Source organism: Capnocytophaga stomatis (assembly GCF_002302635.1).
In the GTDB taxonomy this organism is placed as follows: Bacteria; Bacteroidota; Bacteroidia; order Flavobacteriales; family Flavobacteriaceae; genus Capnocytophaga; species Capnocytophaga stomatis.
The window spans coordinates 1956845-1981253 of sequence record NZ_CP022387.1 but is presented as its reverse complement, the minus strand read 5'-3'; the positions used below and the strand labels follow the sequence as shown (position 1 = coordinate 1981253).

General features: G+C 36.1%; 24 protein-coding genes. 13 read left to right on the top strand and 11 right to left on the bottom strand.

Features of this window, described 5'->3' with window-relative positions:
- Positions 1–16: 16 nt before the first annotated feature.
- The 6 genes from rpsJ to CGC58_RS08700 all read right to left on the bottom strand — a co-directional run bounded on the left by rpsJ (position 17) and on the right by CGC58_RS08700 (position 5213).
- Entirely contained in the window at positions 17–325 is a 309-nt protein-coding gene (gene rpsJ, locus CGC58_RS08725; RefSeq protein ID WP_018279587.1) for a 30S ribosomal protein S10, read from the bottom strand.
- A gap of 13 nt (positions 326–338) precedes the next feature.
- Positions 339–2459, bottom strand: coding sequence for an elongation factor G (fusA, locus tag CGC58_RS08720; protein WP_095896368.1), 2121 nt, complete (start codon positions 2457–2459; stop codon positions 339–341).
- Positions 2460–2462: 3 nt separating this feature from the next.
- A complete protein-coding gene (rpsG, locus tag CGC58_RS08715) occupies positions 2463–2939 on the bottom strand; it encodes a 30S ribosomal protein S7 (protein ID WP_095896367.1) in 477 nt (158 codons plus the stop codon).
- Positions 2940–2965: 26 nt separating this feature from the next.
- Positions 2966–3373 carry a 30S ribosomal protein S12 gene (rpsL, locus tag CGC58_RS08710; RefSeq protein ID WP_018279584.1) on the bottom strand — a complete coding sequence of 136 codons (408 nt, stop codon included), beginning with the start codon at positions 3371–3373 and terminating at the stop codon, positions 2966–2968.
- A gap of 361 nt (positions 3374–3734) precedes the next feature.
- Positions 3735–4280 carry a tyrosine-protein phosphatase gene (locus tag CGC58_RS08705; RefSeq protein ID WP_394336613.1) on the bottom strand — a complete coding sequence of 182 codons (546 nt, stop codon included), beginning with the start codon at positions 4278–4280 and terminating at the stop codon, positions 3735–3737.
- Positions 4281–4340: 60 nt separating this feature from the next.
- Positions 4341–5213, bottom strand: a complete 873-nt coding sequence (locus CGC58_RS08700; protein WP_095896366.1) for a bile acid:sodium symporter family protein — start codon at positions 5211–5213, stop codon at positions 4341–4343.
- A gap of 195 nt (positions 5214–5408) precedes the next feature.
- Here CGC58_RS08700 and CGC58_RS08695 point away from each other — a divergent pair, with 195 nt between their 5' ends.
- The gene (locus tag CGC58_RS08695) at positions 5409–6353 is read left to right on the top strand and encodes a GSCFA domain-containing protein (RefSeq protein WP_095896365.1); all 945 of its coding nucleotides are present in this window, start codon (positions 5409–5411) and stop codon (positions 6351–6353) included.
- 39 nt (positions 6354–6392) lie between these two features.
- On the top strand, positions 6393–7127 hold the full coding sequence (gene rlmB / locus CGC58_RS08690; protein ID WP_095896364.1) for a 23S rRNA (guanosine(2251)-2'-O)-methyltransferase RlmB: 735 nt from the start codon (positions 6393–6395) through the stop codon (positions 7125–7127).
- Between the two features lie 23 nt (positions 7128–7150).
- On the opposite strand, the gene CGC58_RS08685 is transcribed toward rlmB, so the two are convergent.
- The 3 genes from CGC58_RS08685 to CGC58_RS08675 form a co-directional block, all read right to left on the bottom strand.
- Positions 7151–8485: a deoxyguanosinetriphosphate triphosphohydrolase gene (locus CGC58_RS08685; RefSeq protein ID WP_095896363.1), complete on the bottom strand. Its 1335-nt coding sequence runs from the start codon at positions 8483–8485 to the stop codon at positions 7151–7153.
- 23 nt (positions 8486–8508) lie between these two features.
- Positions 8509–8733, bottom strand: coding sequence for a membrane protein insertion efficiency factor YidD (yidD, locus tag CGC58_RS08680; RefSeq protein ID WP_095897175.1), 225 nt, complete (start codon positions 8731–8733; stop codon positions 8509–8511).
- 91 nt (positions 8734–8824) lie between these two features.
- Positions 8825–9631 carry an enoyl-ACP reductase FabI gene (locus CGC58_RS08675; protein ID WP_095896362.1) on the bottom strand — a complete coding sequence of 269 codons (807 nt, stop codon included), beginning with the start codon at positions 9629–9631 and terminating at the stop codon, positions 8825–8827.
- A gap of 204 nt (positions 9632–9835) precedes the next feature.
- Here CGC58_RS08675 and CGC58_RS08670 point away from each other — a divergent pair, with 204 nt between their 5' ends.
- Both CGC58_RS08670 and recF read left to right on the top strand, forming a co-directional pair.
- Positions 9836–10780, top strand: coding sequence for an NAD-dependent epimerase/dehydratase family protein (locus tag CGC58_RS08670; RefSeq protein ID WP_095896361.1), 945 nt, complete (start codon positions 9836–9838; stop codon positions 10778–10780).
- A gap of 85 nt (positions 10781–10865) precedes the next feature.
- The gene (gene recF / locus CGC58_RS08665; RefSeq protein WP_095896360.1) at positions 10866–11948 is read left to right on the top strand and encodes a DNA replication/repair protein RecF; all 1083 of its coding nucleotides are present in this window, start codon (positions 10866–10868) and stop codon (positions 11946–11948) included.
- Between the two features lie 3 nt (positions 11949–11951).
- On the opposite strand, the gene CGC58_RS08660 is transcribed toward recF, so the two are convergent.
- Together CGC58_RS08660 and CGC58_RS08655 are read right to left on the bottom strand one after the other, a co-directional pair.
- Positions 11952–12191, bottom strand: a complete 240-nt coding sequence (locus tag CGC58_RS08660) for a hypothetical protein (protein WP_095896359.1) — start codon at positions 12189–12191, stop codon at positions 11952–11954.
- 2 nt (positions 12192–12193) lie between these two features.
- Complete coding sequence (locus CGC58_RS08655) at positions 12194–12463, bottom strand: Sec-independent protein translocase subunit TatA/TatB (RefSeq protein ID WP_095896358.1); 270 nt, start codon at positions 12461–12463, stop codon at positions 12194–12196.
- Between the two features lie 203 nt (positions 12464–12666).
- On the opposite strand from CGC58_RS08655, the gene CGC58_RS08650 reads away from it, so the two are divergent.
- From CGC58_RS08650 to CGC58_RS08610, 9 genes are all read left to right on the top strand, one after another.
- Positions 12667–13950 carry an NAD-dependent succinate-semialdehyde dehydrogenase gene (locus CGC58_RS08650; RefSeq protein ID WP_095896357.1) on the top strand — a complete coding sequence of 428 codons (1284 nt, stop codon included), beginning with the start codon at positions 12667–12669 and terminating at the stop codon, positions 13948–13950.
- Positions 13951–14019: 69 nt separating this feature from the next.
- Positions 14020–15450 (top strand): asparagine--tRNA ligase, encoded by a 1431-nt coding sequence (asnS, locus tag CGC58_RS08645; RefSeq protein ID WP_095896356.1) that lies wholly within the window; start codon positions 14020–14022, stop codon positions 15448–15450.
- 345 nt (positions 15451–15795) lie between these two features.
- Positions 15796–16404, top strand: a complete 609-nt coding sequence (locus CGC58_RS08640; RefSeq protein ID WP_095896355.1) for an outer membrane beta-barrel protein — start codon at positions 15796–15798, stop codon at positions 16402–16404.
- A 702-nt stretch (positions 16405–17106) separates the two neighbouring features.
- Entirely contained in the window at positions 17107–19473 is a 2367-nt protein-coding gene (locus CGC58_RS08635) for a TonB-dependent receptor (RefSeq protein ID WP_095896354.1), read from the top strand.
- Positions 19474–19476: 3 nt separating this feature from the next.
- Positions 19477–20376 (top strand): DUF4249 family protein, encoded by a 900-nt coding sequence (locus CGC58_RS08630; RefSeq protein ID WP_095896353.1) that lies wholly within the window; start codon positions 19477–19479, stop codon positions 20374–20376.
- Between the two features lie 4 nt (positions 20377–20380).
- Positions 20381–21370 (top strand): glycosyltransferase family 2 protein, encoded by a 990-nt coding sequence (locus CGC58_RS08625; RefSeq protein ID WP_095896352.1) that lies wholly within the window; start codon positions 20381–20383, stop codon positions 21368–21370.
- A gap of 46 nt (positions 21371–21416) precedes the next feature.
- The gene (locus tag CGC58_RS08620; RefSeq protein WP_095896351.1) at positions 21417–22283 is read left to right on the top strand and encodes an OmpA family protein; all 867 of its coding nucleotides are present in this window, start codon (positions 21417–21419) and stop codon (positions 22281–22283) included.
- Between the two features lie 212 nt (positions 22284–22495).
- The gene (locus tag CGC58_RS08615) at positions 22496–23452 is read left to right on the top strand and encodes a PhoH family protein (protein WP_095896350.1); all 957 of its coding nucleotides are present in this window, start codon (positions 22496–22498) and stop codon (positions 23450–23452) included.
- Between the two features lie 41 nt (positions 23453–23493).
- On the top strand, positions 23494–24360 hold the full coding sequence (locus CGC58_RS08610) for a nucleotidyltransferase family protein (RefSeq protein WP_095896349.1): 867 nt from the start codon (positions 23494–23496) through the stop codon (positions 24358–24360).
- Positions 24361–24409: the final 49 nt, after the last annotated feature.

Here is a 24409-nt window from a genome sequence, read left to right as displayed (position 1 = left end):
GAAGTTGAGCGAATTATCACACTTTGATTTCAACTTCTACTCCACTTGGCAACTCCAGTTTCATCAAAGCATCAATAGTTTTTGATGAAGAACTATAGATGTCTAAAAGACGTTTGTGAGAGCTTAATTGAAACTGCTCACGAGCCTTCTTATTTACGTGAGGAGAACGCAATACAGTAAATATTTTTTTGTGAGTTGGTAACGGAATAGGTCCTGTTACTACTGCTCCTGTTGCTTTCACCGTTTTTACAATCTTTTCAGCTGACTTATCAACCAAGTTATGATCGTAAGATTTTAACTTTATTCTGATTTTTTGACTGCTCATTTTTTATAAAAAATTAGTTGCCTTTTGCTTTTTTAATTACTTCCTCAGCTATATTTGAAGGTGTTTCAGCATAGTGAGAGAATTCCATTGTTGAAGTAGCACGCCCTGATGAAAGTGTTCTGAGCGTTGTTACATATCCGAACATTTCCGATAGAGGAACATTAGCTTTAATAACTTTAGCTCCATTTCTATCTCCCATATCGTTTACTTGACCACGACGACGGTTCAAGTCTCCAACAATATCACCCATATTTTCTTCCGGAGTTATAACCTCCAACTTCATTATAGGTTCCATCAATACAGCTTTCGCTGCACGAGCTGCCTCCTTGTATCCTAATTTAGCTGCTAACTCAAATGATAAAGAATCCGAGTCAACTGCGTGGTAAGAACCATCAACTAAGGTAATCTTCATTGAATCCATTTCAAATCCTGCCAAAGGACCATTTTTCATAGCTTCTTTGAATCCTTTTTCTACAGAAGGGATATACTCTTTTGGAATATTACCCCCTTTGATTTCATTAACGAATTCAAGTCCTACTTTTCCTTCCTCAGCAGGCTCCATACGGAACACGATATCAGCAAACTTACCACGTCCACCAGATTGTTTTTTGTAAACTTCTCTGTGTTCAGCTACCGCAGTCAATGCCTCTTTGTACTCTACTTGAGGCTCTCCTTGGTTTACTTCAACTTTAAACTCTCGTTTCAAACGATCAACGATGATATCCAAGTGAAGCTCTCCCATACCAGAGATAATTGTTTGCCCTGAAGCTTGATCTGTTTTTACTTGGAAAGTTGGATCTTCCTCAGCCAGTTTAGCCAAAGCCATACCCATTTTATCCACGTCAGCTTTCGTTTTTGGCTCAATAGCAATACCAATTACCGGATCAGGGAATATCATTGATTCAAGTACGATTGGATGTTTTTCATCGCAAAGAGTATCTCCCGTTTTGATATCTTTAAAACCTACCGCTGCTCCGATATCTCCTGCCTCAATATATTCAATTGGATTTTGTTTGTTAGCGTGCATCTGATAGATACGAGAAATACGTTCCTTGTTTCCTGAACGCGTATTAAGCACGTAAGAACCTGCATCCAAATGACCAGAATAAGCACGGAAGAAAGCCAAACGACCTACATAAGGGTCTGTTGCAATTTTAAACGCTAAAGCTGCAAAAGGCTCAGAAACAGAAGGTTTTCTAGCAATATCCGCTCCAGTATCAGGATCTGTACCCTCAATAGCTTCTTTGTCTAAAGGCGAAGGTAAGTAACGACAAACCGCATCCAACATAAACTGAACTCCTTTGTTTTTGAAAGAAGATCCGCAAACCATCGGAATAATTGCCATATCCATAACAGCAGCTCTTAAAGCTTTATGGATTTCTTTCTCTGTAATAGAGTTCTCATCCTCCATAAATTTCTCCAAAAGCCCTTCATCATATCCTGCCACTTCTTCAATAAGATGAGCACGATACTCGTGAACTTCGTCTTTCATTTCTGCAGGAATTTCTACAACGTCAAAAGTAGCTCCTTGCGTTTCTTCGTGCCATACGATAGCACGGTTTTTAATCAAATCCACAACACCTTTAAAGTCCGCTTCGTCTCCGATAGGAAGTACGATAGGCACTGCGTTTGATTTCAACATATCTTTAACTTGGTTACAAACATTCAAGAAGTTTGCACCTTGTCTATCCATTTTATTTACAAACCCGATACGTGGTACTTTGTAATTATCAGCCAAACGCCAGTTAGTTTCTGACTGAGGCTCTACACCATCTACTGCCGAAAACAAGAACACTAATCCGTCCAATACACGCAATGAACGATTTACCTCAACGGTAAAATCCACGTGACCGGGAGTATCAATGATATTGAAGTGATACTCTTTGGCATCAGCTGTAGGTTTTCCTTGTTCTGTTGGAAAATTCCAAACACAAGTAGTCGCAGCTGACTGAATAGTAATACCACGTTCTGCTTCTTGCTCCATCCAGTCCATTGTTGAAGCTCCATCGTGAACCTCTCCCAACTTGTGCGTTTTTCCTGTATAGAAAAGAATACGCTCAGTAGTGGTTGTTTTTCCTGCATCAATATGTGCAGCAATACCTATATTTCTTGTATATTTTAAGTCTCTTGCCATACACTAAAATCTAAAATGTGAAAATGCCTTATTTGCTTCTGCCATTTTGTGCGTATCCATTCTTTTCTTAACAGCAGCTCCTTCTTCTTTAGCCGCCGACAAAATCTCTCCCGCCAATTTTTGAGCCATTGATTTCTCGTTACGTTTACGAGCATAACCAATTAACCATTTCATAGCCATTGAAACTTTTCTATCTGGTCTGATTTGCATCGGAATTTGGAATGTAGCTCCACCTACACGGCGTGAACGCACCTCTACGTGAGGCATTACATTCGTTAGAGCATCTTTCCATACTTCCAACGCAGACTTTTCGTCATTGTTTTTCTTTTGTTCTACGATATCAAGTGCATCATAGAAAACTTTAAAAGCCACTGACTTTTTACCATCCCACATCAAATTATTGACAAAACGTGTTACCAATTGATCATTAAACTTTGGATCTGGTAAAAGAGGTCTCTTTTTAGCCTGTCTTTTTCTCATTTCTTCTCGTTAAAAGATTTTTTTAATTACTTTTTCCCTTTTGCTGGCGCAGCTGCTTGTCCTGGTTTTGGACGTTTAGCTCCGTATTTAGAACGTCTTTGCGTTCTTCCTGCTACCCCCGCTGTGTCTAACGCACCACGAACGATATGGTAACGAACACCTGGTAAATCTTTTACCCTTCCGCCTCGTACCAATACTATCGAGTGCTCTTGGAGGTTGTGCCCTTCTCCTGGAATGTAAGCATTCACTTCATTGCCATTTGTTAAACGAACACGGGCAACTTTACGCATTGCCGAATTCGGTTTTTTCGGCGTTGTTGTGTAAACACGCGTACACACCCCTCTTCGTTGAGGACACGAATCCAAAGCAACCGATTTACTCTTCTTGGTAATTCTGGTTCTTCCTTTTCGTACTAATTGTGAAATTGTTGGCATAATTTAATTTACAATATTATTTACTTAAAATTAATTTACTTGATTTTCATTAGGTTTTCTCTCAAAAAACCTCGTCTGCAAATTCAGAATTCATTTCTCCCACTCCATAATTTGCGGGTGCAAAAGTATAGTTTTATTTTCAAAACAACAAGAAATCAAGGTGTTAATAAGATATTAATTTTTACTTCAATCAAAACATAAAATCACATTGCGAACACTAAAAAACTAAATATCAAACAATTAAACACAAAACAAGAAATTCTTAAAAATTTAATTTTGTTACATATATCACAAAATTTTTCTTGATTCTTTTAAATTTTATAATTATCCGACAAGTAATATCTCTTTACTTATGTTTAATTTAATTGACTCCCAATATCTTTTTAACTTCGTCTACAGTTCTTTCCGTTAGAAGTCTGTCTAAATTTCTCCAGACACTGTGATATCCAAAAGGTCCCTGCTGCATTTCTTTTTTAGCTTGTTCGATACTCCAATTATGATAAATAACACGATACATTGCCACCATAATTCCCGTGCGGTCAGCTCCGTGATAACAATGCACCAATACAGCTCCTTTTTGTTGATGCTTCTTTATATTTGACAGCACATTTGCTATGTCTTTCGCCTTGATTCTCCAAGTTAGTAACGGAATGTTTATCAGAGTCATATCGCTTTCTTTATTAAAAACTTTACGATTTCCGCTACGTGTAAAGTATCGCAGATTTATAATTGTTTTTATTGGAGTTTTTTCTATCGTTTGTTTATCTTCTTCTCTTAACTGCTCACTGCGATAGAGTTTATCATCCACCTTATAAAGATTGGCTTCTGCACTGATTAACTCTACTTGATTTTGAGAAAAAAGCGACAAGAAACACAAAAAAAATGCAATTGATAAATTCAATTTAATTTTCATCATCTGAATTTTTAAGAACTTTACTTTCTATCTTTTTAAAAATTTTAAATTTGTTTATCTGTTGTACTTTGCTCTCATCACGATGAAAGCAAAAATTAATGTAGTAAAAAAGGAAAACATCGCGAAAACAAGAGCTGGTTTCGCCATTTCAACACTTTGGATAAGTCCCGCCACATAAATAGCAAGGACAGTATTTTGTAACCCCACTTCTATACCAATTGTAGCAGATTGCATATTAGTAATATGAAACACTTTTTTGGAAACCACATAACTCAAAATCATCGAGCTCAAATGCATAACCAAAGCATAAGGAAATATTCTTAAGATTTCATCAAGAACAATTCCTGTCCCTCCTGATTCTGTATCTGCAAAAAATTTAATCATAAAAACCAACCCAAGTAAGATTGTGTTAATAATCTTTAGAGGAATCTTGATTCTCGCTGTCACATCCGGAAAATAACGATTAAATACCAAACCCAAAAAAGCGGGAATTATAGTAATTTTGCTGACCTCCCAAAAAGTATCTGCCATTGACAGAGAAAACTCCGAAGATGTACCCATAAATAACGATATGGCTACATTGGCTAAAGTAGGAATTGTGAGCAAAATCAAAATACTATTTATTGTTGTTAAAGCCACTGCCAAAGCTGTATCCGCATTAACCAAATAAGAAATAAAGTTAGATGTTGTGCCACCGGGGCAAATAGATACGATGATTAAACCTACCTTCAGCTCAGGAGATAAGTCAGCCAAATAAGCAATCAAAAATGCTAAAATTGGTAAAAACACCATTTGAGCTATCAAACCTATATTAAACGCCTTCGACTTTTTAAAAATATTCTCAAAGTCACTAAAACGTAAAGAACTACCTATGGCAAAGGTAATTAGCATCAAAACTGCTGACATCAAATGATTTATCAAATCCATCTTTCCTTCTTAAAAATTACTCATAACTCATCTTGCTTATTATCACAAGAAAACAATCGCCGAAGTTACACATTTTTTTCATATTCGCGTTCACTTTCACTCTTTTTAACTTGAAAAAAATAAAATCAAGTAAAAAAGCAATAATCCGCGTATTAACCGAAAATTTCATACTTTTGCCACAAATTACCTTTCAGAATGGATTTCAGAACTATCGTTCCCGTAAAACAATCAGACTTCAAAATCAGTTATAATGACAGAATTTTGAGTGTCGGGTCGTGTTTTTCGGTGAACATCTCCAAAAAACTGAAATATTATAATTTTCAAACAGTTACAAATCCCTTTGGAATTCTTTTCCATCCTTTAGCAATTGAAAAATTAATTGAGAAAACATTAAAAAATAGTCTTTTCAATAAAGATGACTTCTTCAAACACAATGACTTATGGCATTCGTTTGACTTACATTCCGAGCTTAGCCAAATCACATTAGACGAAGCAATAAGTGTAGCAAATCAAAAAATCGAAGAATTCAGAAATGCGTTACAAAACTCTGATTTTATGTTCATTACACTGGGAACATCTTGGGTATATGTACACACAAACGGAAATATCGTAGCCAATTGCCACAAAATGCCACAGACGAATTTCTCAAAAAAATTGCTTTCTGTCAAAGAAATTGAAAAAAGTATTCAAAATACTGTAAATCAGATTAAAAATATAAATTCAAAAATAAAAATCATATACACGATTTCACCCGTCAGGCACTTGAAAGATGGCTTTGTTGAAAACCAAATAAGTAAAGCTCACTTAATCAGCGGATTGCATTTTTTCTTATCGCAAAATACTGAAGTACAATACTTTCCGTCGTACGAAATTTTGTTAGATGAATTACGAGATTACCGTTTTTATGCGGAAGATATGCTGCATCCGTCAGAATTTGCAATCGAATATATTTGGGAACGATTTATGGAAACGTACATCAGTGAAGAATGTTTTTCTGATATGAAGCAAATAGATTCTATACAAAAAGGACTGAAACACAGAGTTTTTAATCCGGAAAGTGAGCAATCCAAGATTTTTCAAGAAAAATTAACTGAAAAAATAAACAAAATCATCGAAAAGTATCCTTTTATGAGTTTTTAGTAACAAAACAACACTTTATTATCTTCAAATTTAAAAACTATGGAAAAAGAATATCAAATTTTTGGCATTCGTGCCGTTATAGAAGCCATTTCGGCAGGAAAAACAATTGACAAAATTTTCATCCAAAAGGGACTGAAAAGCACTCTTTTTCAGGAACTGCAAACGTTGCTAAAGGAAGAACAAATTGCTGTTTCTTACGTTCCTGTTGAAAAACTCAACCGATTGACGAAAAAAAATCATCAGGGTGTTGTTGCAAATCTTTCTCCCGTAGCATATCACAATTTTGAAAATCTTGTTATAAGCACGATTGAAAGTGGCAAAAATCCTCTATTTCTTGTATTAGACCACCTTTCAGATGTTCGTAACTTTGGAGCCATTATTCGTACAGCCGAATGTACGGGCGTTTCAGGAATCGTTATCCCTAAAAAAGGAAGCGTTTCAATCACTGCAGATACTGTAAAAACCTCAGCAGGAGCAGTTTTCAAAGTTCCTGTCTGTAAAGTTGATAACCTGAAAGATGCTGTGTATTATCTTCAAGGAAGCGGAATCAAAACCGTTGTTGCCACTGAAAAAACAGACAAACTCCTATATGAAGTTTCAATGACTGAACCTCTGGCAATTATAATGGGGGCTGAAGATATTGGCGTATCTCCTGCGTTAATCAAACTCGCTGATGATAAAGCTAAACTTCCTATGGTTGGCGAAATTAGCTCGCTAAACGTATCGGTTGCTTGTGGTGTTTTCTTATATGAAGTAATGCGACAACGAATTTAGTACAAGCAAATACACAAAACAACTTACAACTTGCCTAAGGTTTTTAAATGAATTTCAACTGCTTTGCTATCCGTTAAACTGGCAATGTAGCAAGTAACTCCCATTATTTTATCGTAAAGTGATTCGTCTTTTCTGTACTTTTCAGGAAGAATCTTGAGAATCAATTTATCAAAAGAAGTAAGTTTCCCTTCATAATCATTTATTGCAGCCGTAAAGAAAACGTCGAGTAAATTTTGAAGTACCACGTAACCCGAAATTTCCTTCTCAATAACTTCATCGGACTGGTAAATATGTGAAACACTTATGCTTATAATATCCTCTATCTGTGGCTTGTACACGCTTTGGCTCAACAATGAAGAATGAAATGTGCCCTCGAGAATTTCCTCTTCGTGCTTGATAAATATTTCGGTGGCTTCCTGAATAAGCGTTCCGATGGCGACAGCTCGCAAATAAGCTATACGCTCTTCTTTAGTTGATAACTTACTATATTTGTGAGAATTAATCCGTTCACTTATTAATTTTCCGAGATATTCCAAAGCCAAATCTTCAGAGATAAGCCCCAAATTAATGCCATCTTCAAAATCAATGATTGTGTAACAAATATCATCGGCAGCTTCTACCAAAAACGCAAGCGGATGCCTTGCAAAACGTAAATTATTGGCTTCTGAATTAGATTTAAGTTGCAGTTCTTGAGCTACTTTCGCAAAAAAATCTCTTTCCGATTGAAAGACACCATATTTTTTATCGGCAATATTCTTAGTAGGACGAAAGGGCAAAGATTCCTTCGGATATTTCATAAACGCCCCAAGTGTAGCAAATGAGAGACGCAAACCGCCCTCCACACCAGGTCTTGATTCATTCAAAATACGAAAACCATTGGCATTCCCTTCAAAGCTACATAAATCTTCGTATTCTTTATCCGTTAGTAAATGCTTGATTGCCACACCTTTTTTATATTTAAAAAATTCTCCGATGGCTTTTTCTCCACTATGTCCAAACGGAGGATTTCCGATGTCGTGTGCTACCGAAGCTGCTGCTACAATTGCCCCAAAATCATTTGCCTGATATCCCAATACTTCCAAATTCGGATACTTTTCCAAAATATGGCTTCCTACGGCACGTCCTAAACTCCGTCCCACCACTGAAACCTCCATACTGTGCGTGAGCCTTGTATGCACAAATCCGGTTTTCGACAATGGAATTACCTGTGTCTTATCCTGCAAACTACGAAATGCACTTGAAAAAACCACACGGTCGTAATCCGAATCGAAATTTGAACGCGTTGCATCTTGTCCTTTTCTGAGGCGTTTTTCTGTGTCTCCAAATCTGTTAAGCGATAGTAAGTTTTCCCAATTCATCAATTTTACAATGATTTTTAAAGTTACGGTACAGGGTCATATCCACTTCCTCCCCAAGGATGACAACTAAAAATTCGCTTTAAAGCAATCCAACCTCCTTTGAAAAGTCCGTGCTTTTTTAAAGCTTCCAAAGCATATTGCGAACAAGTAGGTGTATATCTGCAAGTAGGTGGTTTTAAAGGAGATATAAATAACTGATAAAAACGCACCAGCAATATAAAAGGAAATATGAGTATTTTTTTTAGCATCATCAAATTATAATTTATAGGCAGTAAATTGAGGAAAAATCACACATAATCCTAAAACTTACTGCCTAATAAAGTGAAGTTCAGAAACTGATTAGCTAAATCTTTCAATTACTTCCTGACTTACACCCGTATTTGAAAAACCTCCGTCGTGGAAAAGATTTTGCATAGTAACTTTTCTGGTAAGGTCAGAGAAAAGACTTACGGTGTAATCGGCACAATCCTGAGCAGTGGCATTACCTAAAGGAGACATTTTTTCAGCATACGAAATAAACCCGTCGAAGCCTTTAACTCCTTGCCCTGCAGTGGTTGGCGTTGGCGATTGTGAGATAGTATTCACTCGTACTTTCTTTTCTTTCCCGAAGAAATACCCAAAACTACGTGCAATCGACTCTAAATACGCCTTATTATCAGCCATATCATTGTAATCGGGGAAGGTACGCTGAGCAGCCATATAAGTAAGAGCTACAATACTTCCCCATTCGTTCATTGCGTCGTTTTTGTACAAAACTTGGCAAACTTTATGAAAAGAAAGAGCCGAAACGTCCCAACCTTTTTCAGTAAAATCGTAGTTTGATTCGGTATATGGGATATTTTTGCGAACATTAACTGACATCCCGATAGAATGTAGCACAAAGTCTAATTTTCCTCCCAAAATTTCCATTGCTTTGGTTACCAAATTTTGCAAATCGTCCATATTGGTAGCATCAGCAGGAATAATTTCCGAACCTGTTTTTTCTGCCAACTTCTTAATTTGTCCCATTCGCATTGCAATAGGAGCGTTTGTAAGCACGAATGTTCCTCCTTCGGCGTGAACACGCTCTGCTGTTTTCCAAGCTATCGAATTTTCATCTAATGCACCAAAGATGATTCCTCTTTTCCCTTTTAATAAATTATACATAATTAATTACTTTCTGATTTTATTTGACAAAGGTACAAAAAAAGTTGAAAAACGAAAATACAATTATCTTTCTGCAATTTTTCAAAAATAGCAACTTTTGCCATCTGAATTTTTAACCTTAATTTATTAAATTATAAATTTCAGATTCATTTTTTTTTTCATACCTTTGTGAAATCAAAATTTAATCAAACCAACGTTACGAAAATGACAAAAACAAGAGTATTACTTACGGGAGCCGGCGGGCAGTTAGGTAGTGAACTGACAGAAGCCTTGGCTCAAAAGTTTGGGGCAGAGAACATTGTTGCCACAGACATAAATGAAAAAGTTTCCGAAAAATTTTCATATTGTAATTTTGAAGTTTTAGATATTCAAGATAATGCCAGATTAGAGCATCTTGTTGAGTACTACCAAATTACTCAAATCTACCACTTAGCAGCGTTGCTTTCGGCTGTGGGAGAAAAGAACCCTCTTTTCACTTGGAGTCTGAATATGAATGGGTTACTCAATGTGTTGGAGGTCGCTCGTAAAAAGAATTTAGATAGAGTGTATTGGCCTTCGTCAATTGCGGCTTTTGGAGTAAATACCCCAAAACAAAACACCCCTCAAGAAACTGTAACTGAACCAAATACAGTTTACGGAATCACAAAGGTTTCAGGAGAATTATGGTGCCAATATTACTTCCAAAAGTACGGAGTAGATGTTCGCAGTCTTCGCTATCCCGGTCTTATCGGTTATAAATCATTGCCTGGTGGCGGAACAACTGATTACGCTGTGGATATTTACCACAAAGCCATTGCAGGAGAGGAATTTTCTTGTTTCTTGAATGAAAATTCATACTTACCTATGATGTATATGCCTGACGCTATAAAAGCTACCATCAACTTAATGGATGCTCCGAAGGAAAAAGTAAAAATTCGTACCTCTTACAATGTTTCTGCTTTATCTTTCTCTCCGAAAGAAATTTATGAAAGTATTGTAAAAATTATTCCTGATTTCAAAATCAAATACGAACCAGATTTCCGACAAAAAATAGCTGATAGTTGGCCAGATAGCATTGACGACTCGGCTGCAAGAAATGATTGGGGCTGGGAGCCTGATTTCAGCTTGGATAAAATGACTGAAGATATCATCAAAAACTTAAAACCGTAAATATTGGTTTTTCATTTTTTTATAAGCTATAAGTAACGGGTTATCAAACTATTACTTATAGCTTACTTTTGTACAGTAAAAAACTATGTTTCTGAAAAAACTTTCAATTGTAAATTACAAAAACATTCCTTCAAAAGAGTTTCTTTTTGAGGCAAATATCAATTGCTTTGTTGGGAACAACGGTGTCGGAAAAACCAATTTGCTTGATGCTATTTATCATTTAGGAATTGGGAAAGGTTACTTCAATTCGTCAGCGACACAAAGTATTCGCCACGGAGAGGAATTTTATGTAATTGACGGGCTTTTTGAAAGTCAAGAGCGTGAAGAACAGATAGTTTGCAGCATAAAACGAGGACAAAAGAAAATCATCAAATGTAACGGAAAAACGTATGACAAAATGGCTGACCACATAGGCAAATATCCTATGGTTATTATTTCGCCAGCCGATCAGGATTTAATTTTGGACGGAAGCGAAGTACGAAGAAAATTTTTAGATAATGTAATTTCACAATCCGATGTGCAATATTTGGACAAACTTGTGAATTACAACCGAATCCTTTTGCAACGCAATACACTTCTCAAAATTTTCGCTGAAAATCATTCTTTTGACATTGATACGCTTTCCATTTATGACAAGCAACTTTCTGAAATCGGGCAATATATTTACGAAAAACGAAAGTCTTTTATGAAAACTTTCTTGCCTATTTTTGAGTATCAATATCAATATATTTCCGAAGGAAAAGAAAACGTGAATTTGACTTACGAAAGTTCTCTTCATCAAACGGATTTAGCAAGTTTATTATCACAGAACATCAACAAAGACAGAGCTTTACAATACACTTCTGCCGGCATTCATAAAGACGATTTGCTTTTTGAAATAGAAGGATTTCCTATGAAAAAATACGGAAGTCAGGGACAACAAAAATCCTTTTTAATTGCTTTAAAACTATCTCAGTTTGAAATAATTAAAAAACAATTAAAGGTTGTTCCTATTTTCTTGTTAGATGATATTTTTGATAAATTAGATGATAATCGGGTAGCAAAGTTGGTTTCGCTTGTAACAGAAAAACATTTCGGGCAACTGTTTATCACCGATACACATCACGAACGCACTGAAAATGTGGTAAAAAGAACTCACTTGAAGTACAAAATTTTCTCAATAGAATGATTATTAGTCTCCTATTTGCTTAACACCTTTGAAGAAAATCCACTTCATAAAAAGTTTTTCTCCTTTGTCCGTAGGCACAGCCGCAAAACGAGGCGAAACAAAAATCGTTATCACTCCCGAAATAAGAGATGCAAACAAGTACTTCAGCTCAGGAAAGAAGTAATTAACCCCAAGCCGAATCGTGATAAAAATCGCTCCAAAACAAATGAAATTAAATAAAAATGCTTTCGTTTTTGGTGTCATAATTATCGTTGCCTTTTTACGGTTCCTGTAATATTTGTTGCTTCTTCAATTTCCTCTTTTATTTTATCTATCTCATTTTGAGTTTCTTCTATAAAAGAAGTATCAATATTATTTTGTTCTGCACTCTTTTTGATTTCGGACTTAATTTCATTGGTTGCATCACGAAGTTGTCGCATTCCTTTGCCCAAACCACGAGCTATTTCCGGAATCTTATCTGCCCCAAAAAGTATCAGAACCACAAAAAGTGTAAAAAAAATCTCAGAAAAACCCATAGCTTTAAAAATATCTGCAAACCTACATATTTTTTAAATATCAGACAATTTTTTATGTCGGAAATTATATTTTCTATTCCTATGTTATTGACAATCTAAATTATAAGTTAAAAAATTATCGGAAAAGTTCCGCCCTAATCGCTTAATTTTACTTACCTTTGCCAGTAAGCTAAAACTCATTATTTATTAAATTCATCTAACTTATGAATAACGTTATTGAAAATATACAAAATTCCTATTTGTTATGGAAGGAATATTCTGTGCCTCAACGGATTGAAGTCATTAAAGAAATAAGAGATAAACTACTAAAGAATACCGAGTTATACGCCAAAGCAATTACTTCGGATATGGGTAAACCTATTTCGCAATCCATCGCAGAGGTAAAAAAATGTGCTTATTTGTGCGATTATTATATTGAAAATTCTGAAAATTTCTTGAAACCGCAGCAGATAAAAACCAAATGGACAGAAAGTTACATTACTTTTGAACCGATTGGAGTTTTGCTTGGGGTGATGCCTTGGAACTTTCCTTTTTGGCAAGTTTTTCGTTTTGTGATTCCGAATTTGATTTTAGGAAATATTTTTGTAGTAAAACACGCCTCAAACGTCCCAAAATCAGCGGATTTACTGGAAACCATTTTCAATTCCGACAAACTGAAATTTCCTATATACAAAAATCTGTTTTTAGAAAGTAAATTCGTTGCTGACATTATTGCTCACAAACACATTAAAGGAGTTTCTCTCACAGGTAGCGAACCCGCAGGAAGAGCCATCGCTCAATGTGCAGGGCAACATCTCAAAAAATCCGTGTTGGAACTTGGCGGAAGTGCGGCTTTTATCGTATGTGAAGATGCTGATTTAGAGTTAGCTGTATCAACTGCTGTTAATGCCCGTATGCAAAATGCAGGACAAAGCTGTATTGCTGCCAAACGTTTTCTTGTTCACGAAAATTTGAAAGAAAAATTCCTTTCTCTTTTCAAACTAAAAGTAGAGGCCTTGAAAAAGGGAGATAAATTCGATTTGAATACGGAAATAGGTGAAATGGCACGGGAAGACTTGGCTATTGAATTGGAAAAATTAGTAAATGAAAGTATCTCTCTGGGGGCAAAGCTCATCTGCGGAGGAAAACGTGAAGGTTCTTTTTATGAGCCTACGATTTTGTCAGAAGTCACTCCTGAAATGCCTGTTTTTAAAGAAGAAACCTTTGGTCCTGTCGCAGCTGTGACATTTTTCAAAACCTTTGATGAAGCTGTAACGTTGAGTAATTTATCGGATTTCGGTTTGGGAGTTTCAGTCTTTTCAAAAGATGTAGAGTTCATAAAATCACAAACTTACCGCTTTGAAGAAGGAGCTGTTTATATCAACGAAATGCTCATCAGCGACCCGCATTTACCTTTCGGCGGAGTGAAAAATTCAGGATACGGGCGTGAACTTTCTCAATTTGGAATGTATGAATTTGCTAACATCAAAACAGTAGTGATTAAGTAACAAATCTTTTTCCTATATTTGCAAAATAATTTATCACCGCAACAAAAAAGACAAACAAAGCATAAATGTATGTATATCAACATTAAAAATTTATTAAAAGAAGGTAAAACAACACAAGAAGTAACTTTAAAAGGTTGGGTGCGTACTTTCCGAAGCAATCGTTTTATTGCTTTGAATGACGGTTCAACTATCGAAAATGTGCAAGTAGTTGTAGATTTTGAAAACACCGATGAGGAAATTCTCAAACGCATCACAACAGGGGCTGCCATTGAAGTAAAAGGTACTGTTGTAGAAAGTCAAGGAAAAGGACAATCCATTGAAGTTCAAGCAACAGAAGTACATATTTTGGGAGATTCCAATCCGGAAGAATATCCAATTCAACCTAAAAAACACTCTTTTGAGTTTTTGCGTGAAAATGCTCACCTAAGGGTGCGAACCAATGTTTTCGGGGCTATTATGCGGGTGCGTTCGGTATTGGCATTCGCCATTCACGATTATTTCCAACAAAACGGATTTTTCTACGTGAACACACCTATCATCACAGGAAGCGACGCCGAAGGTGCGGGCGAAATGTTCCGTGTAACCACCTTAGATGCTAAAAATCCGCCACTTACCGAAGAAGGAAACGTTGATTTCAAAAAAGATTTCTTCGGAAGAGAAACGAATTTGACAGTTTCCGGACAGCTTGAAGGTGAAACCTTTGCAATGGCTTTGGGCAAAATCTACACATTTGGTCCTACTTTCCGTGCCGAAAATTCAAATACTTCTCGCCACTTGGCAGAATTCTGGATGATAGAGCCCGAAGTTGCCTTCCTCGACCTTGACGGAAATATGGATTTGGCGGAAGATTTCATCAAATATGTGCTGAAATACACCCTTGAGCGTTGCCGTGAAGACATCGAATTCCTGAACAATCGCTTCTTGGAGGAAGAAAAAACCAAACCACAAAACGAGCGTAGTTCGATGTCACTTATCGAAAAATTGGAGTTCGTTATCAACAACAATTTCAAACGTGTAAGTTACACTGAAGCTATTGATATTCTGAAAAACTCAAACCATAATAAAAAGAAAAAATTCCAATATCTTATCGAAGAATGGGGAGCAGATTTGCAAAGCGAACACGAACGATATTTGGTAGAAAAACATTTCCAAAGTCCTGTGATTCTGTTTGATTATCCTGCAAAAATCAAAGCGTTTTATATGCGTCTGAACGAGGATGGAAAAACGGTTCGTGCGATGGATATTCTCTTCCCAGGCATTGGCGAAATCGTGGGCGGTTCGCAACGTGAGGAACGCTACGACGTTTTGGTTGAAAAAATCAAAGCTATGGGCATCGACGAGAAGGAATTATGGTGGTATTTGGATTTACGTAAATTCGGTACGGCTGTTCACAGTGGTTTCGGGCTTGGTTTTGAGCGATTAGTGCTTTTCGCAACAGGAATGACCAACATTCGTGATGTGATTCCTTTCCCCCGAACGCCACAAAACGCCGAGTTCTAATACTTAAATTTGAGGGTTATACATTTGTTTTTTTATTTTTTACTGTCCGAGAAATTCAGTTTTTTCGGGCAGTTTTTTATTGCCTAAATATATTGAACGAAAAAAACTTCCTGCTTTCATTTCTGATTTATTCCTATTAATATATGCATTTTATTGGGTTGAGTGATGTTTATTTAATGTTTCAATTTTCTGTGAGACTTAAAACATCATATAATTCCTATATTCAAAATGAAATATTACTATTTCTTTCATATTTTTCTATCTAATAAAATTTGATATCTTTAACTTTTCTTTCTATTTTTGCTAATATTTTCATTAAGCAATCAACAATAAAAATATATAAATATGAAACGACTTTTAACAATCGTGTTTTTAATGACATTGGGTGTTATTAATGCACAATCATTCAGGTTTGGAACAAAGTTAGGTTATGTAAATTCAACTTTTAAGATGGAAGGCTCCAATCATATGAGTTTAACATCAAGTTCAAAATCAAATATCTACTTGGCATTGCAAGCTGAATATTTTTTAAACGAATATATCTCCGGGCAAGCCGAATTCACGATGGCAGGACTTGGAGCAAGAAACATCTTTGGAAGTATTCAAGTAGATAAAGGAGAAAATTACGAAGGATTTTTCGATATACATTTACATACTTACAGTCTTCCGCTCGGAATAAAGGTATATCCTGTTAATCGGCTTGCTTTACTCGGAGGATTAAATCTTGGTTTTAATTTAACAGCTACAACAAAGATAAACGGTGAAATAATTAGATTAAGGAATATCAAAATAGGAAATCATTCTTTGTTTTTGGGTGGAGAATGCCGTATTTTTAAAGATTTCTTTTTGGAAGCAAGATATAACTTCGGGTTGAGTAACATTTCCGAGTTTGCACCGATTATTCGCAATAATTATCTTCAAATAGGAATAGGATATTATTTCAAAAACTTATAAAGAGTAAAACAACCACCCCAAAAGGTGGTTTTTTTATGCTTTTTATTAACGTCGCCAGTTATTTTAAAATTAAAAAGAAGCCATCAATCTCATATTTTTGCTTAAATCAAACTAAAAAAAGCCTTTCAATCCCATATAATTTATTCTCAGAAATATGGAGAAGGTTTTGACATCATATTTTTTGTAGAATTAAATCAGAAAAAAGCTATCAATCTCATATTTTTATCTAAATCAAACTAAAAACAGCCTTTAAATCCCATATAATTTCTTCTCAAAAATCTGGAGAAGGTTTTGACATCATATTTTTTGCAAAATTAAATCAGAAATAAGCTATCAATCTCATATTTTCACCTAAATTAAACTAAAAATAGACTTTCAATCCCATATAATTTCTTCTCAGAAATCTGGAGAAGGTTTTGACATCATATTTCTGCAATAATTTTCAAATTTTCTGCATAAATTCATCTCTTTACAACTGTTTTCAAACCTCAAAAAGGGGAAAATATCCCAAAAAGCAGGTGAAACAAATTCCAAAGGTATAATTAGCAACATATTTCAAGAAGATTTTATAAAAAATTAAGATAAAATCAAAAACTAATCTCTTATTTTGAAAAAAAATCACGTTTTTAGGCAACAAAAAAGCATTCTCAACAATAAAATTCTCAAAATTAATGACTATCTTTGCGACAAATAAAAATTTATATGAAACAAGTAGCTTTATTTATCCTCTTTATTGTAAGTCTGGCAACATATTCCCAAAAGAAACATACCATCAGCGGAGTTGTTTCCGATGCCTCAAACGGGGAAAAGATGCTTGGAGTAAATATAATCATCAAGGAACTTAACACGGGGACTTATACCAATGAGTACGGCTTCTATTCTATCACCCTTCCCGATGGAAAATACACCATAACGGTAGATTTTATGGGATTTGAAACCATTGTTGAAACCATTACATTGGATAAAAACATACGGAAGGATTATAAAATTTCTCCTCAAGCCGTAGAACTCGACGCGGTGGAAATTACCGCCAACGCTTCGCAAAAGGTGGACATCCGAAAGCCCGAAATGAGTACCGTTAGCGTCCCTATTTCTACAATTAAGAAACTTCCCGTACTTGTGGGAGAGGTGGACATTGTAAAATCTTTAATGCAATTGCCCGGCGTGAGCAATGCTGGGGAAGCCTCTTCGGGTTTCAACGTTCGTGGTGGTGGTGCCGACCAAAATTTAGTGCTTTTGGACGAAGCTGTTATCTTCAACTCGTCACATTTATTCGGATTTTTGAGCGTTTTCAATGCCGACGCTGTCCGAGATATGAAACTGTACAAAGGGAGCATTCCGGCACGATACGGCGGAAGGATTTCTTCCGTGTTGGATATTTATCAAAAGGAAGGAAACCGCAACGATTTTGGGATGACCGGTGGTATTGGCGTTCTCTCTTCCCGATTATTGGCAGAAGGTCCTATCATCAAAGATAAGGCTTCTTTTCTTTTCGGAGGAAGAGCCTCGTATGCACATCTGTTCCTAAAACTGCGAAACAATGACAATACGGCATATTTTTATGACCTGAACACCAAACTTTCTTACCAACTTAATCAGAACAATACCTTTTATTTGTCGGGATATTTTGGGAGAGACTTATTCGAGCTAAGCGATGTGGTTAAGAATGTATATGGGAATGCACTCTTTAATTTGCGTTGGAATCATATTTTCAACAGTCGTCTTTTCTCCAATCTGTCGCTCATTTTCAGTGATTACTATTATGGTTTCCGTCTTGACCCTATTGAGTTTCAGTGGGATTCGGGAATTAAGAATCTCAATTTAAAATACGACTTTAGGAACTACATTTCCGAGAAGTGGAAAGTTAGTTACGGAGTGCAAGGCTTGCTTTACAAGTTTATGCCCGGAAAATTATCGCCAACTACGCCCACTTCTGCCATAAAAGAACTTCAGCTTCCTAATAAATACGCCCTTGAAACAGGAATGTACATTGATTCCGAACATAATTTGACCTCATCGCTAAGTGCTTCGTTCGGGCTTAGGCTGAGTTCTTTCTATCATTTAGGAAGTCGCCGTATGCACGTTTATAAAGACGATGAAGCTGTGGTTTTCAATCGTGACTTACAGATTTATCAGGAAGCCACCCCGATAGGCTCTACATATTATCATCGAGGAAAAATTATCGACCTGTTTAGTAATTTGGAACCGCGATTTGCCCTTGCGTATGCTTTGGATGACGATAAATCCATCAAGGCAAGCTATGCACGCACCTCGCAGTATTTGCATTTGATAACCAACACCTCATCTCCTACTCCGCTCGACGTTTGGGCTCCGAGTGACCGATTCCTAAAACCACAAAAAGCCAATCAGTTTGCCATAGGTTTTGCGAATAATCTGGCGGAAGACAAATACAGCTTGGAGGTTGAGGCTTATTACAAACTAACAAAAAATCGTTTGGATTACATCGATGGAGCAAATCTTATTGCCAAAGAAGATATTGAGCGTGTTATATTAAGTGGACGCAGCCGTGCATATGGGTTGGAAGTATTATTTCGCAAAAACACAGGGAAATTAACCGGATGGATAGCTTATACACTTTCAAAATCAGAGCAACAAACCAAAGGACGTACAGTGGAGGAAATCGGTATCAATTACGGAAATTGGTACAACACGGCGTACGACAAACCTCACGACCTTTCCATCACTGCTACCTATGCTTTGAATAAAAAATGGTCTTTCGGAGCGATTTTTAACTATCAAACCGGTTTGCCTGCCAATTTTCCGGTTGGTAAATACCAATATTTGGGGCTAACCATCCCGAATTACAGTGAGCGCAATGCGTACAGGCTGCCGAGTTATCACCGTTTGGATTTGTCGGCAACTTACACACCAACAAGAAAAGACAAACGTTGGAAAAGCGAATGGAGTTTCGGGCTGTACAATGTGTACAATCGTAAAAATGCGATTTCTATTTCCTTCAGAGAGAACAAAGAAACCAGAAAGAATGAGGCCGTTAAGCTTTCCATCTTCGGAATTGTTCCGAGCGTAACCTATAATTTTACTTTTTAAGCTATGAAAAAATTTGTTTACATATTTCTGTGTCTTACAACCTTGCTTGCTTCTTGCGAGGAGGTAATTGACTTATCTTTAGACACTCAAGAAAAACAATTGGTAGTTGATGCCTATATCGATTGGAAAAAAGGAAACGAAAAAGCCTATCCCGTTGTTCATTTGAGCTACACTACAAATTATTACGAGCAAAATCCTTCGGAAAAAATCAGCGATGCAACCGTAAAGATATCAACAAATGATGGCGCGGTTTATATTTTAAAAGAAATCTTCCCGGAAGATTACAAAGATTTGGACATCAAAGATAAAGACTTGGTTGGGATTGCGTTTGTTCCTTCCAAAGGAGGAAGCATCTACACAAACACCGATGGTATTATCCCCGCAATAGGAAAAGAATACATCCTGACTATCGAACACAAAGGCAAAACGTACGTCGCTAAGGAAAAAATGCGGGAAGTTCCTGTGATAAATCCTGATGAAATTACACAAAAAAGTAACGGCGGGATTTTCAAAGATAAAATCGAAGTGAAATTTCCTTTTAATGGCTTCCCGAATGAGCCGAATAACTATTTTATAAGAATTAAAGACCATAACAAAGACGTTTTCATCAGCTTGGACGATGAACTCCTTGCCGACCAAAAATTCTTCTTTACTACAATCCTTATGGAATTGGTTTTGAAAAAAGGATACGAGGTTAGGGCTACCCTTTTTCGTGTTTCTCCTCAATATCAGCAATTTGTTAATATATTGATAAGCAACATAGTCGGCAGCAGAAGAGAAGGCGGATTTACCGTTCCTTCGCGTGTGTATGGCAACGTTGTAAACACAGAAAATCCAAAAGAAAATCCGTTAGGGGCTTTCCGCGTTTCACAATACTCCGAAATTTCCTACGAAGTGAAATAACTCTATGAAAATAGCTGTCGTCATACTTAATTGGAACGGAAAACACTTGCTGGAAAAGTTTCTCCCTTCGGTGGTAAAACATTCGGAAGGAGCTGATACTTACGTAATTGACAATACCTCTTCTGATAATTCAATTGAGTATTTAAAATTTAATTTTCCAAACGTTCAGGTTGTCAGAAATCCTTTAAATGGTGGCTATGCTCAAGGATACAATTTAGGATTAGCAGAAATTTCCGCAGATGTGTACTGTTTGCTCAACTCGGATATCGAAGTCACCGAAAATTGGTTACTTCCAATCATAAATATCTTCAAAAATCCTGAAATTGGGGTAGTTCAGCCGAAAATTTTGGATTATAAAAATAAAAAACTGTTCGAATATGCGGGAGCTGCGGGCGGTTTCATTGATAAATATGGTTTTCCTTTCTGTCGAGGACGTGTTTTTGACACTATCGAAGAAGATAACGCTCAATATGACAACCAAACGGATATTTTTTGGGCTTCGGGAGCTTGTTTTTTTGTGCGTTCTGAAGTTTTTCATCAGCTAAAGGGCTTCGATGAAGATTTTTTTGCTCATCAGGAGGAAATAGACCTTTGTTGGAGGATTCATCTTCTCGGCAAACGAATTGTTTTTTGTCCTGAAAGCGTTGTTTATCACGTTGGTGGTGCTACTCTTCCCGTGAATGACCCGAAAAAAACTTTTCTGAATTTCAGAAATGGTTTGTTTATGCTTCTTAAAAATCTTCCGCAAGAAAACTTATATAAAATACTGTTTATCAGAATGGTTTTAGACGGAATTGCAGGAATTCGTTTTCTTTTTCAAGGAAAAATTCAATTTACTTGGGCGATATTTAAGGCTCATATGAGCTTCTATCGTAATTTTTTCAAATTCAAGAATAAAAGATTAAAATCTAATTTTTCTTCATATTATATCACAAAATCAATCGTTTGGCTCTATTTTATTAAAAATAAAAAGCTATTTAGTGATTTCCATTGATTTTTTTAGTAACTTTGCGGACTAACTATTTATTAAACGTATAGAGATGAGAAAAATTTTTATCGCTGTTTCATTAGTGAGCTTTTTGGCGACTTCGTGCGTTTCTAAAAAGAAATTCGCTGAATTAGAAGATAAATACAAACAAACGGAAGATTTATTGAATTCAGCAACAATGAAGTTGAACATCTGCTTGAAAGATTACGAAGGTTTACAGCACCAAATTGCAAGTTTGAAAAGCCAAAATGATTTGTTAAAGGAAAACAATCAGCAACTTATCAACAATATGGACAACCTTACAACATTAACCCAAAAAGGAGCTGAAAACCTTGAAAAATCATTGGAAAGCCTTCGAGAGAAAGATTTGACAATCAAAAATTTACGAGACGCCGTAACTCGTCGTGACTCTGTTAATTTGGCTTTAGTTCAAAGTTTGAAAGGAGCTATCGGAAACTTAGACGACCAAGACATCGAAATTAAAGTAGAGAAAGGTGTTGTTTTTGTGAATATCTCCGACAAGTTGTTATTCAGCAGCGGAAGTTACGCCGTTACAAACCGAGCTAAAGAAGTGTTAGGAAAAGTTGCTACGGTTGTGAAAAACAAACCTGATTTTGAGTTTATGGTTGAAGGACATACTGATAATGTTCCTTTCAAAGCAAATAGCTCAATTAAAGACAATTGGGATTTGAGTGTACTTCGAGCTACTGCAATTGTTCGTATTTTGCAAAACGATTTTGGAGTTAGCCCAGCACGTATGACAGCCGCAGGACGTAGCGAGTATGTGCCTGTAACCACTAACGACACCAAAGAAGGAAAAGCTCAAAACAGAAGAACTCGTATTGTGGTACTTCCAAAACTTGACCAATTCTACAATATGATTGAACAAGGAATGAAAGACCCTGCAATCAATAATTAATTTCATTAAATATTTACAAAAAAGTAGCCAAGACACAAAACTTAGCTACTTTTTTTATTTTAAATATCTTCCATACTTCAGCATTTAAATTTTCTTACTCAATATCCAAAATAAAAAGAGCTTTTCTCTTGCAAATGAGCGTTTTTTTTTATAAAATTGCACTGTTTTAATTAACAACATCACATCATTCGATTCACAAAAACTAAAAAACTTTGAACGAAATTACTTTAGAACTCACAGAAATAAATCCTCAACTCTTTTTCGGTGAAGGAGAAACAAATATAAAGCAAATCAAAGCCCATTTTCCCAAACTGAAGATTGTTGCACGCGGAAATAGCATTCGTGCCTTTGGTGAGGAAGACCAACTGAAAGATTTTGAAAAGAAAATTCAGCAACTAATCAATTTCTGTACGAAATACAACCGATTGGATGTACAGTCAATCGATGGTATTTTGAACTCAAACGGAGAAGATGCTCAGATAAACCAAAAAAACGATAAAGATATCATTCTTCACGGTGTAAGCGGAAAAGTCATTCGCCCACAGACAAAAAACCAAGTTAAATTGGTTGAGTTAATGAAGAAAAACGATATGCTTTTTGCCGTGGGACCTGCGGGAACCGGAAAAACTTATGTAGGAGTGGCATTGGCTGTTAAAGCTCTGAAAGAGAAACAAGTAAAACGCATCATCTTGACACGTCCTGCTGTGGAAGCAGGTGAAAATTTAGGATTTTTACCGGGAGACTTAAAAGAAAAGTTAGACCCATATATGCAGCCCCTCTATGATGCTCTTCGGGATATGATTCCGTATGAGAAACTCACGGGATTTATTGAAACAGGTGTCATAGAAATTGCTCCTTTGGCTTTTATGCGAGGACGAACTCTTGATAATGCCTTTGTAATTCTGGACGAAGCACAAAACACTACACACGCACAAATGAAAATGTTCCTAACCAGAATGGGACGAAACGCCAAGTTTATGATAACTGGCGACCCAGGGCAAATAGACCTCCCTCGCAGAGTTTCTTCCGGATTGAAAGAGGCGTTGCTCATCTTACGAAATGTAAAGGGAATCGGGATTATTCACTTGGATGACAAAGACGTTGTGCGACATCCGTTAGTGAAAAACATCATTGAAGCCTACAAGAATATCGAAAATATGGAAGGCTAACACTTAAAAGAATTATAATCAAATACAAAAATATAAAAAGTATGAATACAACATTAGTAATTTTAGCTGCAGGCTTAGGTAGCCGTTTCGGTTCAGATAAGCAATTACAGGAAATTTATAACGGAAATGCTTTATTTGACTACGGGATTTTCGACGCCCTCGAAGCTGGTTTCTCAGATGTAGTTATGATTATCAGAACGGAAATTGACCAATTAACTAAAACGCATTTAGAAAAACGTTTTAAAGGAGTGCCTGTTTCATTCGTTTATCAAGATTTACAAAATCCGAAAGGAATTGAGCGTCAAAAACCTTGGGGAACCGGACACGCAATGCTTTGTGTGAAAGACGTTGTAAAAAATCCTTTCTTAATTATCAATGCCGATGATTATTACGGAAAAGATGCCTTTACTTTTATGGCAAAAGCCTTAAAATCAGGAAAAAATAAAACTTTCTTCTCTGCCGGTTACCTATTAAGAAACACACTAAGCGAAAACGGAACCGTATCACGAGGAATCTGTAAAGTAGATAAAAACAATCATTTACAGTCAATTGTAGAGGCTACAAAACTTATAAAAGTAAATGAAACTACTGTTTTAGACCAAGAAACAGGAATAAACTACGATATCAATGATTTTGTTTCTATGAATTTCTGGGGATTCACGCCTGAAATTTTCCCAATGACAGAAAAACTTTTTGCAGATTTCGTTGAAGCAAACAGAGATAAACCAAAAGCTGAGTTTTTTATTCCGTTAATCGTTCAGCACGCTATTGAAAAAGAAGGCTATGTTTTGGAAGTCCTTCCAAATAACGATGCTTGGTTCGGGATGACTTACCGTGAGGACTTGGAAAAAGTTAAAAAGGAAATAGAAAACTTAACTAAAAGCGGAAAATATCCTGAAAATTTTTAAGTAATTAACCACTAAGATGAAAAAGTTGAAAAAAATCAAAAATCTTCTT

Coding starts and splice junctions, on each gene's coding strand:
- rpsJ (WP_018279587.1), bottom strand. CDS start 325: ATGAGCAGTCAAAAAATCAGAATAAAGTTAAAATCTTACGATCATAAC.
- fusA (WP_095896368.1), bottom strand. CDS start 2,459: ATGGCAAGAGACTTAAAATATACAAGAAATATAGGTATTGCTGCACAT.
- rpsG (WP_095896367.1), bottom strand. CDS start 2,939: ATGAGAAAAAGACAGGCTAAAAAGAGACCTCTTTTACCAGATCCAAAG.
- rpsL (WP_018279584.1), bottom strand. CDS start 3,373: ATGCCAACAATTTCACAATTAGTACGAAAAGGAAGAACCAGAATTACC.
- CGC58_RS08700 (WP_095896366.1), bottom strand. CDS start 5,213: ATGGATTTGATAAATCATTTGATGTCAGCAGTTTTGATGCTAATTACC.
- CGC58_RS08695 (WP_095896365.1), top strand. CDS start 5,409: ATGGATTTCAGAACTATCGTTCCCGTAAAACAATCAGACTTCAAAATC.
- rlmB (WP_095896364.1), top strand. CDS start 6,393: ATGGAAAAAGAATATCAAATTTTTGGCATTCGTGCCGTTATAGAAGCC.
- CGC58_RS08685 (WP_095896363.1), bottom strand. CDS start 8,485: ATGAATTGGGAAAACTTACTATCGCTTAACAGATTTGGAGACACAGAA.
- yidD (WP_095897175.1), bottom strand. CDS start 8,733: ATGCTAAAAAAAATACTCATATTTCCTTTTATATTGCTGGTGCGTTTT.
- CGC58_RS08675 (WP_095896362.1), bottom strand. CDS start 9,631: ATGTATAATTTATTAAAAGGGAAAAGAGGAATCATCTTTGGTGCATTA.
- CGC58_RS08670 (WP_095896361.1), top strand. CDS start 9,836: ATGACAAAAACAAGAGTATTACTTACGGGAGCCGGCGGGCAGTTAGGT.
- recF (WP_095896360.1), top strand. CDS start 10,866: ATGTTTCTGAAAAAACTTTCAATTGTAAATTACAAAAACATTCCTTCA.
- CGC58_RS08660 (WP_095896359.1), bottom strand. CDS start 12,191: ATGACACCAAAAACGAAAGCATTTTTATTTAATTTCATTTGTTTTGGA.
- CGC58_RS08655 (WP_095896358.1), bottom strand. CDS start 12,463: ATGGGTTTTTCTGAGATTTTTTTTACACTTTTTGTGGTTCTGATACTT.
- CGC58_RS08650 (WP_095896357.1), top strand. CDS start 12,667: ATGAATAACGTTATTGAAAATATACAAAATTCCTATTTGTTATGGAAG.
- asnS (WP_095896356.1), top strand. CDS start 14,020: ATGTATATCAACATTAAAAATTTATTAAAAGAAGGTAAAACAACACAA.
- CGC58_RS08640 (WP_095896355.1), top strand. CDS start 15,796: ATGAAACGACTTTTAACAATCGTGTTTTTAATGACATTGGGTGTTATT.
- CGC58_RS08635 (WP_095896354.1), top strand. CDS start 17,107: ATGAAACAAGTAGCTTTATTTATCCTCTTTATTGTAAGTCTGGCAACA.
- CGC58_RS08630 (WP_095896353.1), top strand. CDS start 19,477: ATGAAAAAATTTGTTTACATATTTCTGTGTCTTACAACCTTGCTTGCT.
- CGC58_RS08625 (WP_095896352.1), top strand. CDS start 20,381: ATGAAAATAGCTGTCGTCATACTTAATTGGAACGGAAAACACTTGCTG.
- CGC58_RS08620 (WP_095896351.1), top strand. CDS start 21,417: ATGAGAAAAATTTTTATCGCTGTTTCATTAGTGAGCTTTTTGGCGACT.
- CGC58_RS08610 (WP_095896349.1), top strand. CDS start 23,494: ATGAATACAACATTAGTAATTTTAGCTGCAGGCTTAGGTAGCCGTTTC.